Origin of the sequence: Clostridium cuniculi (assembly GCF_004353185.1) — a bacterium.
Classification (GTDB): Bacteria; Bacillota; Clostridia; order Clostridiales; family Clostridiaceae; genus Clostridium; species Clostridium cuniculi.
On sequence record NZ_SMUS01000022.1, the window covers coordinates 23,344 to 37,315 of the forward strand.

Annotated in this window: 15 protein-coding genes and 1 riboswitch; of the genes, 6 read left to right on the top strand and 9 right to left on the bottom strand. The window is 26.6% G+C overall.

The window, feature by feature from the left end:
• Window positions 1-23: 23 nt before the first annotated feature.
• The 5 genes from thiE to thiD are packed head-to-tail and all read right to left on the bottom strand — an operon-like array spanning window position 24 to window position 3,580.
• A complete protein-coding gene (gene thiE / locus EJJ37_RS11930) occupies window positions 24-641 on the bottom strand; it encodes a thiamine phosphate synthase (RefSeq protein WP_166484761.1) in 618 nt (205 codons plus the stop codon).
• A gap of 20 nt (window positions 642-661) precedes the next feature.
• A complete protein-coding gene (gene thiT, locus EJJ37_RS11935) occupies window positions 662-1,276 on the bottom strand; it encodes an energy-coupled thiamine transporter ThiT (protein WP_133015808.1) in 615 nt (204 codons plus the stop codon).
• Window positions 1,277-1,295: 19 nt separating this feature from the next.
• Window positions 1,296-1,949: a thiaminase II gene (tenA, locus tag EJJ37_RS11940; protein WP_133015809.1), complete on the bottom strand. Its 654-nt coding sequence runs from the start codon at window positions 1,947-1,949 to the stop codon at window positions 1,296-1,298.
• 1 nt (window position 1,950) lies between these two features.
• Window positions 1,951-2,760, bottom strand: coding sequence for a hydroxyethylthiazole kinase (gene thiM, locus EJJ37_RS11945; protein ID WP_133015810.1), 810 nt, complete (start codon window positions 2,758-2,760; stop codon window positions 1,951-1,953).
• Between the two features lie 16 nt (window positions 2,761-2,776).
• Window positions 2,777-3,580, bottom strand: a complete 804-nt coding sequence (gene thiD, locus EJJ37_RS11950; protein ID WP_133015811.1) for a bifunctional hydroxymethylpyrimidine kinase/phosphomethylpyrimidine kinase — start codon at window positions 3,578-3,580, stop codon at window positions 2,777-2,779.
• A 174-nt stretch (window positions 3,581-3,754) separates the two neighbouring features.
• Window positions 3,755-3,854: riboswitch (TPP riboswitch) on the bottom strand.
• A gap of 162 nt (window positions 3,855-4,016) precedes the next feature.
• Between thiD and EJJ37_RS11955 the strand changes: the two genes are divergently transcribed.
• On the top strand, window positions 4,017-4,745 hold the full coding sequence (locus EJJ37_RS11955) for an HAD family hydrolase (protein WP_133015812.1): 729 nt from the start codon (window positions 4,017-4,019) through the stop codon (window positions 4,743-4,745).
• An 82-nt stretch (window positions 4,746-4,827) separates the two neighbouring features.
• Here EJJ37_RS11955 and EJJ37_RS11960 read toward each other — a convergent pair whose 3' ends face one another.
• Window positions 4,828-5,787 carry a DUF2232 domain-containing protein gene (locus tag EJJ37_RS11960; RefSeq protein ID WP_133015813.1) on the bottom strand — a complete coding sequence of 320 codons (960 nt, stop codon included), beginning with the start codon at window positions 5,785-5,787 and terminating at the stop codon, window positions 4,828-4,830.
• 357 nt (window positions 5,788-6,144) lie between these two features.
• On the opposite strand from EJJ37_RS11960, the gene EJJ37_RS11965 reads away from it, so the two are divergent.
• Together EJJ37_RS11965 and EJJ37_RS11970 are read left to right on the top strand one after the other, a co-directional pair.
• Window positions 6,145-6,894, top strand: coding sequence for a 3'-5' exonuclease (locus EJJ37_RS11965; RefSeq protein ID WP_133015814.1), 750 nt, complete (start codon window positions 6,145-6,147; stop codon window positions 6,892-6,894).
• A gap of 45 nt (window positions 6,895-6,939) precedes the next feature.
• A complete protein-coding gene (locus EJJ37_RS11970) occupies window positions 6,940-7,863 on the top strand; it encodes an NERD domain-containing protein (protein ID WP_133015815.1) in 924 nt (307 codons plus the stop codon).
• 72 nt (window positions 7,864-7,935) lie between these two features.
• Here the strand turns inward: EJJ37_RS11970 and EJJ37_RS20280 are convergent, their stop codons facing one another.
• The 3 genes from EJJ37_RS20280 to EJJ37_RS11980 form a co-directional block, all read right to left on the bottom strand.
• On the bottom strand, window positions 7,936-8,088 hold the full coding sequence (locus tag EJJ37_RS20280) for a hypothetical protein (RefSeq protein WP_166484759.1): 153 nt from the start codon (window positions 8,086-8,088) through the stop codon (window positions 7,936-7,938).
• 23 nt (window positions 8,089-8,111) lie between these two features.
• The gene (locus EJJ37_RS11975) at window positions 8,112-9,884 is read right to left on the bottom strand and encodes a M3 family oligoendopeptidase (RefSeq protein WP_133015816.1); all 1,773 of its coding nucleotides are present in this window, start codon (window positions 9,882-9,884) and stop codon (window positions 8,112-8,114) included.
• Window positions 9,885-10,017: 133 nt separating this feature from the next.
• Window positions 10,018-10,728: a DUF2238 domain-containing protein gene (locus EJJ37_RS11980; protein ID WP_133015817.1), complete on the bottom strand. Its 711-nt coding sequence runs from the start codon at window positions 10,726-10,728 to the stop codon at window positions 10,018-10,020.
• 577 nt (window positions 10,729-11,305) lie between these two features.
• On the opposite strand from EJJ37_RS11980, the gene asnA reads away from it, so the two are divergent.
• The 3 genes from asnA (at window position 11,306) to speE (ending at window position 13,921) form a co-directional block, all read left to right on the top strand.
• The gene (gene asnA / locus EJJ37_RS11985) at window positions 11,306-12,331 is read left to right on the top strand and encodes an aspartate--ammonia ligase (RefSeq protein WP_133015818.1); all 1,026 of its coding nucleotides are present in this window, start codon (window positions 11,306-11,308) and stop codon (window positions 12,329-12,331) included.
• Window positions 12,332-12,642: 311 nt separating this feature from the next.
• Window positions 12,643-13,056, top strand: a complete 414-nt coding sequence (speD, locus tag EJJ37_RS11990; protein ID WP_275547954.1) for an adenosylmethionine decarboxylase — start codon at window positions 12,643-12,645, stop codon at window positions 13,054-13,056.
• 10 nt (window positions 13,057-13,066) lie between these two features.
• The gene (gene speE, locus EJJ37_RS11995) at window positions 13,067-13,921 is read left to right on the top strand and encodes a polyamine aminopropyltransferase (RefSeq protein WP_133015848.1); all 855 of its coding nucleotides are present in this window, start codon (window positions 13,067-13,069) and stop codon (window positions 13,919-13,921) included.
• Window positions 13,922-13,972: the final 51 nt, after the last annotated feature.

Here is a 13,972-nt window from a genome sequence, read left to right on the forward strand (position 1 = left end):
TTAATTAAAATAAGATTATTATTTTATATTTTCTCAATCCATTTTTCACATTCTAATTTTATGTTCTCAGCTCCAAGTATTGCAGATACAACTGCATACCCATCTACATTACACTCTTTTAATTTATCAATATTACTTAGTGATAATCCTCCAATAGCTACTACTGGTAATTTAATCACTTCTTTTATTTCTTTTAATTTTTCTATAGATACAGATTTTGCATCAAGCTTAGTTCTTGTTGTAAACATAGCTCCAACACCAAGATAATCAGCCCCATTTTCTTTAGCTGTTAAAGCCTCTTCTACTGTTCTTGCTGATACTCCCACTATCTTATCTTCTCCTATAAGCTCTCTAACTTTATTGGCTGGTATATCACTTTGTCCAACATGAACACCATCAGCATCACAAAGCATTGCAATATCTACCCTATCATTAATAATAAACTTCACATTATATTTTTTAGTTAATTCTCTAAGCTTAATTGCCTTTTCTAAAAACTCTTTTCCACTGGCATTTTTTTCTCTTAGTTGAAGCATAGTTACTCCACATTTTAATGCTTCTTCAATACTATTGTAAAAATCTCTATCTCTTAAAATATCTGAATCTGTTACTAAATAAAGTTTTAATTCTTTCATTTTTATTCCCTCTTAACTTCAATATTTTATGCTGCAGTATTTTTTATACTAACTTCTTTTTTAAATCGCTTTAAAGGAATTATTGATATAAGAACTGTACACAAAATTCCTTCAACACCTGCACTTGTAAAATTATATAAGAATGAATAAAGATAAGGATTCATTCCCTCTGGTGCAAATTGTGCAAAAAATACTACCCCTGATACAAAATAGGAAAATACACTTAAAGTAACTGCAAATAATGATCCTAAAATTATTTTATATTTTTTATCACTTCCAAAAATACATGTAAATCCTAATGCCATTGGTCCAAATAAACAATCTAAGAAAAATTGTATTGGATGTATTACATAGGCTCCATTTAATAAAGATAAAAGTCCCCATATTAATCCACCTGTAACCCCAGCAGTTCTACCATATAATAATGAAAGAACCATTATTGGTAACATAGAAAATAATGTTATTCCTCCACCTTGAGGATATTTTACAAATTGGATTAACCCAAGCATAAATGATAATCCACTCATCATTGCAATTATTATCATTTTTTTAGTTGTTATAGGATTTCTCTTCAAGTCTCTAAAATATAATGCAAATATTATTACTGATATTATCCCAATAAAAATTACCATATTAATCATTCCCACCATAACACTAAATTTATTTATTTGCCATATTCCAAAATTCCATCTCATAAAGACTAGATTTTATAAAAATATCTTTTAGCCTTTCCTTTTCATCTTCTGATATGTTTTCACATATTTCATCAATATAATCAATCCATTCTTCAGTACATTGTCTAAACTCTTCTGAAGCATATCCCTTTATCCATGGAGAATAAAAATTTTCTTCTAATCTATTCTTATATGTTTCATATAGATGTTTTCCGATGTAGTAATAGCTCCAAGTACAAGGCATTATTGTCATTGCAATATCTTTCGAATCACCTTTTAATGCAATTCCAAGCATATAATTTGTATAACTTGCAGTTGTTAACTCAACCTTATACTTTTCTACCTCCTCTGTACTTAACCCAAACCCTTTTAAATAATTAACATGAACTGCAGTTTCATCATCTAAAACCCCTTTTATTGATTCATGATAAAACTTCATTTCTTTCATATTTCTAGCTTTAACTAATCCCATTGCAAAAACTTTAGCATAATCTTTTAAATATAAATAATCTTGAATTAAGTAATTTTTAAACTTCTCTTTATCTAAAGTTCCTTCACCTATTCCTTTTACAAAAGGATGTTTTAAATATTCATCCCAAATCTCTTTAACTTCATCAAATAACTCTTCTGAAAACTTCATACTATTCAATCCTTCCATACTCTTTTAGTTTATCAATGTTCATTTCATAAACATTATTCATAAGTTCCTCTTTAAAAGTTCCTATTGATATATTATCTTTATCTGCTAACTCTCCACTTACTGCCATAGTAAGAACACCCATAGCAACTGCTTCTACCTTTTTAAAATTATCTCTTTCTCTACCTTCCAGATTGTTATATGCCCCTAAATAACTACCTATCAAACTTCCAGTCATACAACCAGTACCTGTTACACTTTTTAATTTTGAAGTTCCATTAAATATCTTTATAACTGTGTTACCATTACTAATGAAATCAATCTTTCCAGTAGCTACTACTATACATCCAATCTTTTTAGCTATCTTTTTAATAACTTCTGATATATCTTCTCCATCATCAAATGAGTCAACGCCTTGTCCTCTTACATCTAAACCACCTATAAACTTTATTTCAGCCACATTACCTTTAACAACATCAAATTTGATTTCATTTAAAAGTTTATTTGTAAAGTCAGTTCTTGTTTTCGTAGCAAAAACTCCTACTGGATCTAAAATAACGGGCTTATTAAATTTATTAGCTGCTTTCCCTGCTTTAACAAATAAATCTAATCTACTTGAATTCATAGTTCCTATATTAATAACTACAGAACTTGCAATACTTACAACTTCTTCAACCTCTTCATTTGAATAGCTCATTAATGGACTTGCTCCCAATGCAAGAGTAATATTAGCACAATCATTTATAGTAACTTCATTTGTATAATGAAGGACTAATGGATTTATTTCTTTTACTTTATTAATTAATTCAAACATCTTATATCTTCCTTTCTTATTTTAAATTTTGAAACTTATAAAAATGATTTACTGGACCTACACCTTTTCCAATATCAAAACTTTCTCTTATAGCTTCAGTTATATATTCCTTACTTAACTTCACTGCTTCAACTATGTTATATCCTAAAGCTAAATGTGAAGTTATTGCAGATGATAAAGTACATCCTGTTCCATGAGTATTTTTTCTATCTAATCTTTCTTGTTTATAAATCGCAAAAGTATCCTTACCTATTAATACATCAACAGCATCTCCTTGAAGATGTCCACCTTTCATCAATACATATTTAGGACCTAATTCTAATATTTTTTGCCCAACTTCCCTCATATCATCAACAGTATTTATTTTCATTCCTACTATTTCCTCAGCCTCAAGGGTATTTGGTGTTATTATATATGCCATAGGTATAAGTTCTTCAATTAAAGTTTTCTTTGCTTCTGGTTTTAGTAATGAATATCCACTTTTAGATATCATAACTGGATCTACTACTAGATACTTAGGATTATATTGTTTTAAAGTATTAACTATTGTATTAATAATCTCCGGACTAGATACCATTCCTATTTTTACTGCTGCAGGCTCTATATCCTCAAATACAACTTCTATTTGCTTTTCAATTATTTCTTTACTTAAATCTTCTACAAGAAATACTCCTTGTGTGTTTTGAGCTGTTACTGCAGTTATTACACTCATTCCATAAGTTCCAATTGCACTAAATGTTTTTAAATCAGCTTGTACACCTGCCCCTCCTGATGAATCTGAACCTGCTATTGTTAATGTTGGCATTTTATAATTTCTCATTTCTCTTCTCCTTTGAACTCTTAAATTTAAATATGTAAATAAAAAAGCAGCTATACTCCACTGGAATATAACTGCATAATCACAAATAATATATAAATCTTTTCTACACTCTATTAATATAAAACATTGGTTTTATAACAAAATTTTACACTCAAATTTGTAGATTTATTTTAGATATACATTAATAAGCTTTCCTACGCTGGTATTATCCAGATCAGGTACAAGGGTTAATAATAATTTATTTCTCAGCCTTATGGCACCCCTAGCATTTTTATTTAATTATTATATTTTAATTATATTACTTCTTAATTTGTTGTCAATATTTTCTAATATTTCTCTTTTTATTTTTTTTAATTATGTTTGCACTTTATTAAGTTATTTATTATTATATATATTAATATCTACATATACTAATAAAAAATAAGGAGGTTTTTTAATGTCAAGAAGAGCAGCATTTTTTGATATAGATGGAACAATATATAGAGAAGGACTTATTACTGAAGTATTTAAAAAAATAATTAAATATGATTTAGTTGATGAAAATAAGTGGTTTAAAGAAGTAAAGCCTGCTTATATTAATTGGGATAAAAGACAAGGTGATTATGATACTTATCTTTTAAAAATGGTTGATGTATATATAGAAGCTATTAAAGGATTAGATAAATATCATATAGATTATATTGCTAAAAAAGTTATTGAACAAAAAGGAGACAGAGTTTATACATTCTCAAGAGAAAGAATTAAATGGCATAAAGAAAATGGAGATATTGTTATTGCTATTTCAGGTTCTCCTATAGAACTAGTTAGAGAAATGTCTTTAAAATATCATATGGATGACTATAGAGGAACAATATATGAATTAGATAAAGATAATAAATATAATGGATATATTACTCCTATGTGGGACTCTGAAAGTAAAAAGAAGGCTATTAAAGAATTATGCGAAAAGTATGACATTGACTTAAGTAAAAGCTATGCTTATGGTGATACTGCTGGTGATTTTACAATGTTCAAGTCTGTTGGAATACCTTATGCTATGAATCCAACAAGAGAACTTATAACAAAAATTATGGATGATGAAGAGTTAAAAAAGAAAATTAATATTATTGTTGAAAGAAAAGATGTAACTTATCAACTGGATGTAAACTGTCTAAATCTTTTATAAAATTAATAATTAAATTTAATTAGGAACTCAATAACGAGTTCCTAAAAATATATTCTATTTAGTTTTATATGTAAACTTTATTTTATCTTTTTATTAAAACATTATCTAACATACTAATCTGCATTTCCCTTAACTTCATAAAATAATTAATTACTAAACTAGCTATCACTAGTATAATAAATGTAAATTTGAAGTTAGTTAATAGCATATAAATTAATAATAGCCATATAATTTGTGACATTTCTTTTGATTTAAATTTTAATGATAATCCTTTAATAACAAAAGAAAGTGAATCTTTTAATATAAAGTATATAATCACTACTCTTATTGCCATTACAACAGTTTTAAAATATACAAAATTAAATTCAAAGCCTGTAGCATTTAATACTTCATATAAAATTAAATATACAATACCAAATATATAAGTTTTCTTACTGCAACATATATAATCCCCATACTTTTTAAAGTTACTAATAATCATATACTTTTCATTAGTATTTTCATTTAATATATTGAGCTTTTTACCGATAAATAAAGCTCCTATATAAGCTACCAATATTGTACTTATAGGAATTGTAGCAACAAATATACTAAATACAATGGCCATATACTCTTCATTTAAAGGAAATAAAACTCTATAACTATCAAACTCTTTCATAAAGCTATAGCCTGTTAACTTTGAAAAGTATATATCAATTAATACCATAACAAAGCATCCTAAAATTGATGAGTAAAAAAAATCATCAAATATAGTTCCTTTTTTTCTTATGAAATATCCACATATTAATCCCATTATTATTCCTTGACTCATCCATATTGCAGATGCTATATCTCCTACTGCTAATGTTACAATAAGCAATGAAGTTATAGACGATAATAAAGTATATTTACTTCCTAACCTCATATATGTTAAACAAATAAAAAGTGGAACAATCATATCAAGATATAATGTATATGCTATCCCCGTATAAATTGCCATCATGCTAGTTACAACAAACAAAGCAGATAACATTGCTGCTTCTGTTAATTTTCTTGCGTTCACTTTAATCCACCACACTTATCTTTTTTAAAATAACTCTCTAAAATTTTAAAAAGTTATTTTATTTCTTAAGTTCTTTAATCAATTATACTCCTTTATTTTAAAGTTAAAAGTAAAATTTATTTTAATTTTCTTTTATTAAAGCCTTTTCTTTATAATAATTATTTAATCCTTCAAATGTTGGATTAATACCTAATTTAAAACATTCTTCTACATAAGCTTTTAAAACATAAATACTCATTTATTTAACACCTCTTTTTAAGACTTTTTTATTGATTTATGTTTTAATATATGTAATAAGAGTTATGTAAATTACTAAAAATAATAAAAAAATAAAAAAATTTAATTTGTAGGTGAAAAATGAACTATATAATTTTTGATTTAGAATACAATCAGCAGCATCCTGATGATATTAATCCATCAGAGCCTAAACCGCCATTATTATTTGAGATAATTCAAATTGGAGCAATAAAAATGTCTAAAGAGTTAAAACCAACTTCTGTATTTAATTCTTTAGTTAAACCTAATATACACTTAAAACTTCATCCTTATGTAGAAAACTTAACTAAAATTAATATGGATGATTTAAATAAATCCCCAAACTTTAAATCTGTTTATACTGAATTTATTAATTTTATTGGCAAAGAAGAAAATATTCTTGTTGTATGGGGTAATTCTGATATAAAAGAATTAATTAAAAATATAGAATTTTATAATCTTGATTCCTCTAAAATTTCAAATAAATATATAGATATTCAAAGTTATGCTAGCAAATTATTTAAGCTTCCTAAAGGACAAAAAATAAGTTTAAAAAATGCTGTAGAAGCTCTTAATATTCCTGTTGAAGGTGACTTTCATGATGCATTTTTCGATGCCCACTATACTGCTGAAGTTTTTAAATCTATTTATACAAAAAAACTTTCTCCAAGTACATTTATTAAAAGCACCGAAAAGAGACCTAAAGTAAAAAAAGAAAAGCTTGATTCTCACGCTTTAATAAAAGAATTTGAAAAGATTTATAATCGCAAAATGTCTAAAGAAGAAGTTGAAATCATTAGATTAGCATATTTTATGGGTAAAACTAAACAATTTATTTTAAAAGATGAATAATTTTCCAAAGAATTAGGTAACCTAATACTAAAGGAGGCTATCTCAATGTTGCTTGTTTTAGTAAATATTATTTGGCTAATTATAAAATTAATATTTTATATGCTATTTTTTTTAATTAAAGCAATACTTAAAATATTTATTTTTATTTTTAAAAAGCCATTTTTAAGATTTCCATTCTTAATTATTAGTATTGGTTACTTACTTCATATTAACTTTAATATATTAGCAACTATATATTTTATTTATTTAATGCATTTATCTGCAATAAAATTTAACATTTATAATAAAATTTATACTGATTTAAATTATATTTATAACAAAATACGTAATTCTTATAAAGTTTCAAGTTGTTTAAAATCATTAAAAAATGATGGTATTATATTAAATAACATATATTTAGAAAGTAACGATGATGATTCTTGCTCTATAGATGAGCTTGTAATTACTAATGGTGGTATTTTTGCCATTAAAACATTAAATTATGCTTATGATGATTATACTGAATTTAATATTCCTAAGGTACTATCCTTAAATAATAGTAAATACAAAGATGACACAGTAGTAGATCTTAGTTTGATAAATTCTATATCTGAAGAATGTTTGAAATGTTATACTATTTTGCAAGACATCTTATCTTGTGATATACCAATAACTAACATTATTGCTATTCCACAAGAAAACTGTGTTGTAAAAGAAGATTATTCATTAGAAACTCCAATTGTAACCGCTAAGGATTTACCTTATTATATAAAAAATAAAATAAATAAAAATGTTAATTATTCACCATTATTAATAAAAGAAAGTTTATTAGAAAATAAACTTTGGACTTTTGATATAGTTATTTCAAGGCTTCAAAACTTTCTTAAGCATAGTAAAATTATTATATTGTTTTTTACTATATTTCTAGGTATATATTATGTCTATATAACTTTTATATCTTATATATTTTTTAAACTAATTACATTATAGAATATAAAAAAAAGTAACTAACTTTTTATCATTAAAGATATCTAAGTTAGTTACTTTTGTTTTATAGTTAAGTTATCCTAGCATTTCATATTTATCCATATTAGTTTGTTTTACAATTTTATTATAAACAACCTTTATATCATCTGCATTGTTATCAAAAGCTAATGCTTCTACTAATGCATCTAAAATAATAATTACTTCTTTCTCATCTAACTTTATATCCATAAATTTTCCTCCATACCTTAATATTATTTACTAAGTTCAATAAATTTCTCTATATCTTCTTCTATAGTTTTTAATGAATTTCTCCAAAATTCTTTGTTATGAATATCTATACCAACTTCTTTTGTTATATCTGCAATTTTATTTTTTCCTGTAATTGATAAAAGTCTTTCATATTCACTTGTAAAACTTTCACCCTTCTTTAAATACTCAGCATATAATCCCTTTGCAAATAATAATCCAAATGCATAAGGGAAATTATAATAATTATAATCTGCATCATAATAATGTGGCTTCCATGCCCACATATAAGGATGTAGATATTCTGGATCTAAACCATCACCATAAGCTTCTCTTTGTGCTTCTAACATTAATTCTTTTATTTGACTAACTGTTAATGCACTTTCTTTTCTTGCTTCGAAAACTGACTTTTCGAATAAAAATCTTGAATAAATATCTACTATTACTTGTGTACAATCACAGATTTCAGCTTCTAATATAGCTAAAGCTTCATCTTTATTGGCTTCCTTAATTGCTGCTTTTTTTATTATAGTTTCACAGAATGTAGAGGCTGTCTCAGCTATAGGCATTGGATACTCTGAATTAAGTATTGCTTCATTTTTTAAGCATTCTCCATGGAATCCATGTCCAAGTTCATGTGCCATAGTAACTACATCACCAAAGCTACCACCATAATTTAGCAATATTCTACTTTCTCCTATAAAGTGAAGTCCAGCACAAAATGCTCCTCCAACTTTCCCCTCTCTAGGTTCTACATCTATCCAATTGTTATCTATAGCCTTTTGGGCAAAATCTCCTAAATTATCACTAAATGTTCTAAAGTTTTTAACTACAAATTTTGCTCCTTCATCATATGTAAATTTCATATCAGCATTTGATATTGGAGCATATAAATCATAAAAAGGTAATCCATTTTTATGTCCTAACATTTCTGCTTTTCTTCTTAGATACTTTCTAAAAACAGGTAAGCTTTCTTTCATAGCATCTAACATTGCATTTAATGATTCTTCATCCATTCTTGAATCTAATAAAGTTTTTTCTAAAGGTGACTTATACCCTCTAAAGTCACAAACTGTTAATACTTCTCCCTTTATTCCATTAAGAGCAGCTGCAACTCCCTCTTCTATCTTCTTATAAGATGCTATTTCTGCTTCATAAGCTCTTTTTCTTACTTCCTCTGATTTATCCTCTGCCATATTTAATACTACTGTTAATGGATACTCTTTTACTTCATCATTTTCTTTAATTTCAACCATAAGTGATGATATTAAATTATCCTTAAGCTTACTCCATGCATTAGAGCCTGTATTTTTCATATTTGCAATAATGCTTTCTTCTTTATCACTTAATAAATACTTGCTTTGTTCCACAATACTTTTTAATACATATTCATGTGCTTTAAGTAACTCTGATTTTTCAATTATATGTTCAATATTATCAATAGTACTTATATACCTTTCTACTTTAGTTGAAGCCTCAACCATATAAGTTAACTTTTTTTCAAATATATCAGAATATCTTAATGCTTCTGTATCTTTTGTATTAACACTAATACTTAACTCTATAAAGGCACCTATTTTACTAATTAATTCAGTTAACTTTGAATATCTCTTTATATACTCTTCCAACTTTACTAATATATCATTATTATCTTTTACGATCTCATTAGCCCATTCATTAACTTCGTTAATTTTATTTGTAAGTTTATCCATATCAATTTTAAATTCTTGACTTTCAAATGATGGATATAACTCTTTCAAACTCCAATTCAAACTCATTTATGATCCTCCTCTTATTTTTACAAATTCTTATTATAATTATATACTGTTGTTGAAAATAATTCCAACAAACATATAAAAAAAAGTAAAATAAATTGCAAAATTCACAATTTATTTCACTTTTGTTAAATTTCTATTTTCTAACTCTAACTTGAAGTTTTTCTATCCAACCTTTATTATACTTCAATGAAATATAACCTATTATACTTATAATTAATGCTCCAACTGCATCTACAAATAAATCTATCATAGTATCCGTTAAAGCAGCTCTTCCTATTAACTGTGTACCATTTTCTAAAGCAAACTTTTGCATGTTAAGACCTAACAAACCATCAAAAGTAAATTCATAAAATTCCCAAACAACTCCTAGAGTTACTGCAAAACAAAAGGAAAATAAGGCTACAAATAAAGGACTTAAATTCATAGGAACCTCTTCAGTCTTATTTAATAAAGTTACAATTGAAAAACCTAATGCACCTATCATTGCTCCACTAAATGTATGTAAAATATTATCCCAATTTGAAACATTATAATAAAAACTCTTTACTTCACCTAAATATATTGCAGAATATAAGAATATAGTATATAAAATTAACATATTTGATGGTATTTCAATTCTTAACTTATGTTCTAACATTCCTGGTAGTAACATTGCAACTACCCCTAAAATACATTGCGACAGCATTAAAGCATAATCACTTTTTATACGAATAAATGGCTGGTTAGGATCTGCAACTGTTGGTGCCTTATTAATTGCAAAAACTAAAAATACAATTGTAGAAACTAATGTTATTATAACAAAATAACTTAAAATTTTCTGCCAATTAATTTTACTTTTCTTCATATGCTTTCTCTCCTTCATTTAAAATTTATAAATATTAATTTGTATTAGTTCGAATTATAATTCTATAATAAATATGAGTAAAAGTAAAATATTATGTGAATTTTATCTATATTTTATATATATTTGCTTATTTTTTTGCTTTTTATATATTTACATCCAGAATATTTTATTATATTATTATTAATAACATAAGATAATTAACAGGCATTGATGGAAAGAGTAATTTTAATGATATCTTTAAGCGAGTAAGGGATGGTGTAAGCCTTATAAGATTAGTTTTAATGAAAAACGTTCCTGAGCTTCTAACCGAACAGTTGAGATTTTTTAAAGGAAACACCTTTTCCTTACGTCAAAGTTGTAAGTTCCATTTGCCAAATTAAAATTTGGAATCTCACTTATCTCACTTAGTAGACTTAGACGGGACCCTACCGTTACAATGGGACAGTCTTAAATTTATATTTAAATTTAGCACTGATAAAGAGGCTTTATGCAAATTAGGTGGTACCGCGGAATTTACCTTTCGTCCTATATTTTTTAGGATGAAAGGTTTTTTTATATTATTTAGGGGGTTGTTTTTATGACAAAAGAATTAAAATCTAAAGTTTTCATACCTGAAAACTACAAATCTAACTTATCATTAATAGAAACAGAAATAGCAATAAAAAAAGTTAAAGACTTTTTTGAAACTAAACTTGCTGAAGCTTTAAACTTAACAAGAGTTTCTGCTCCATTATTCCTTGAAAATAGCTCAGGTTTAAATGATAATTTAAATGGAGTCGAAAGGCCTGTAAGCTTTGACATGTTAGCAATTGAAGATAGTAATATAGAAATTGTTCACTCATTAGCAAAATGGAAAAGATTCGCTCTTCATAGATATAAATTTGAAGCTGGATCTGGTTTATATACAGATATGAATGCAATTAGAAGAGATGAAGAGTTAGATAATATACACTCTATCTATGTTGATCAATGGGATTGGGAAAAGGTAATTACTAAAGAAGATAGAAATATAGATACTTTAAAGGATACAGTTAGAAAAATATTTTCTGTATTTAAATCAACAGAAGATTTTGTTTCTAGTGAATATCCATCTATTGAAAAGATTTTACCTGAAGATATTACCTTTGTTACTTCACAAGAATTAGAAGATATGTATCCTTCTCTAACATCTAAAGAAAGAGAAAATGCTATTACTAAAGAGCATAAAGCTGTATTTATATTAGGCATTGGAGATGAGTTAAAATCTGGCGAAAAGCATGATGGAAGAAGCCCTGACTATGATGACTGGAAACTTAATGGAGATATTTTATTTTACGACCCATTATTAAACTCTGCTATAGAACTTTCTTCTATGGGTATTAGAGTTGATAAAGCGGCCTTAGAATATCAACTACAGAAATCTGGATGTGAAGACAGACGTAATCTTCCATTCCATAAAGCATTATTAGAAGAAAAACTTCCTTTAACTATGGGTGGTGGAATCGGTCAATCAAGAATATGTATGTTCTTTTTAAGAAAAGCTCACATAGGCGAAGTACAAGCTTCTATTTGGGATGAATATACTCATAAACAATGCGAAGCTGCAAATATTCAACTATTATAAAATCTATATAAATTTTTAATACTACAAACCACAATAATTATAATAAATTATTGTGGTTTTTTGTTTATTAATTATATTTTAAGCAAGCTTCACCATATACACCTAAAAAAATATTCTAAGAAAATATTGACATTTTTTATTTGAAATTGTAAAATTACTCTTGTATTAGTAATAGTTAACTATAAATTTAGTATTACTAAACTTTTCGAATATTTTTTATAGGAGGTTTTATGAACACCGCATTTTTATTAAGAAAATACTTATCCGTTGGATGGATGTAAATCAAATTATTGGAGGTTTTTATTATGAATATTGAACAATTAGGAAGACACATTTTAGTGGAGTATTACAACTGTGACAAAGAATTATTAAAGGATCATGAGGCTATTGAAAAACATATGAATCAAGCTGCTTTAGAAGCAAACGCAACTATAGTAACTAGCTGTTTTCATAAATTCAATCCTTGGGGAGTAAGTGGTGCAGTTATAATACAAGAATCACATCTTACAATACACACATGGCCAGAATATGGTTATGCATCAGTAGATTTATTTACCTGTAGTGATAGCGTCAATCCTTGGAAAGGATTTAAATACCTTGAAAAGGCATTAAGTGCAGATAGAAGTGAATCTACAGAAGTTTCTAGAGGGCTAGTTGATAAAATTAGAACCTTTGGCAATGGTGAATATAATAATTTAACAATAACTCATAAGATGGAGGTTTAAAGAGATGAATATGGAATTATGGTATACTGAAAATCAAACAGAAAATGTTAACTTTTCAATGAAAGTAAAAAATCATCTTTATTCTGCTAAAAGTGATTTTCAAAAAATAGACATAATAGATACCTACGAATTTGGTAGAGTATTAGTTATTGATAATTGGACAATGGTTACTGAAAAAGATGAGTTCATTTATCATGAAATGATAACACATGTGGCGTTAGCTACAAACCCAAATATAAAAAATGTCCTTGTAATTGGTGCTGGTGATGGCGGTACCGTTAGAGAATTAACTAGATATAATAATATTGTTAATATAGATATGGTAGAGATAGACAAGCTAGTTGTTGAAGCTTCTATTGAGTATCTACCTTTTACATCATGTAAATTAAATGATCCTAGAGTTAATTTATATTTTGAAGATGGAATTAAATTTGTTAAAGATAAAAAGAACTTATACGATTTAATCATAGTTGATTCAACAGATCCTATCGGTCCTGGTGAAGGTCTATTTACAACTGAATTTTATACTAATTGCTTTAATGCATTAACTGAAAAAGGTATATTAATTAATCAATGTGAAAGTCCTTATTATGATAATAATGCCTACGAGATGAAAAGATCTTATGGCAAATTAAATAAATTATTTGATATTTGCAAAGCATATCAATACCATATGCCAACCTATCCATCTGGTCATATGATATTCTGTTTTGCTTCAAAAGTATTAGATCCTGTGGCTGATTTAAACTCTGAATCATGGAACTCTTTAGGATTAGATACAAAATACTACAATACAGATATACATAAAGGGGCATTTGCTTTGCCTAATTATGTTATAAAAATGCTCAACGATACTTTAGAATAATATATACTCCAAGAAAAAATAAAAAAATCATAGCTAAAATAGCTATGATTT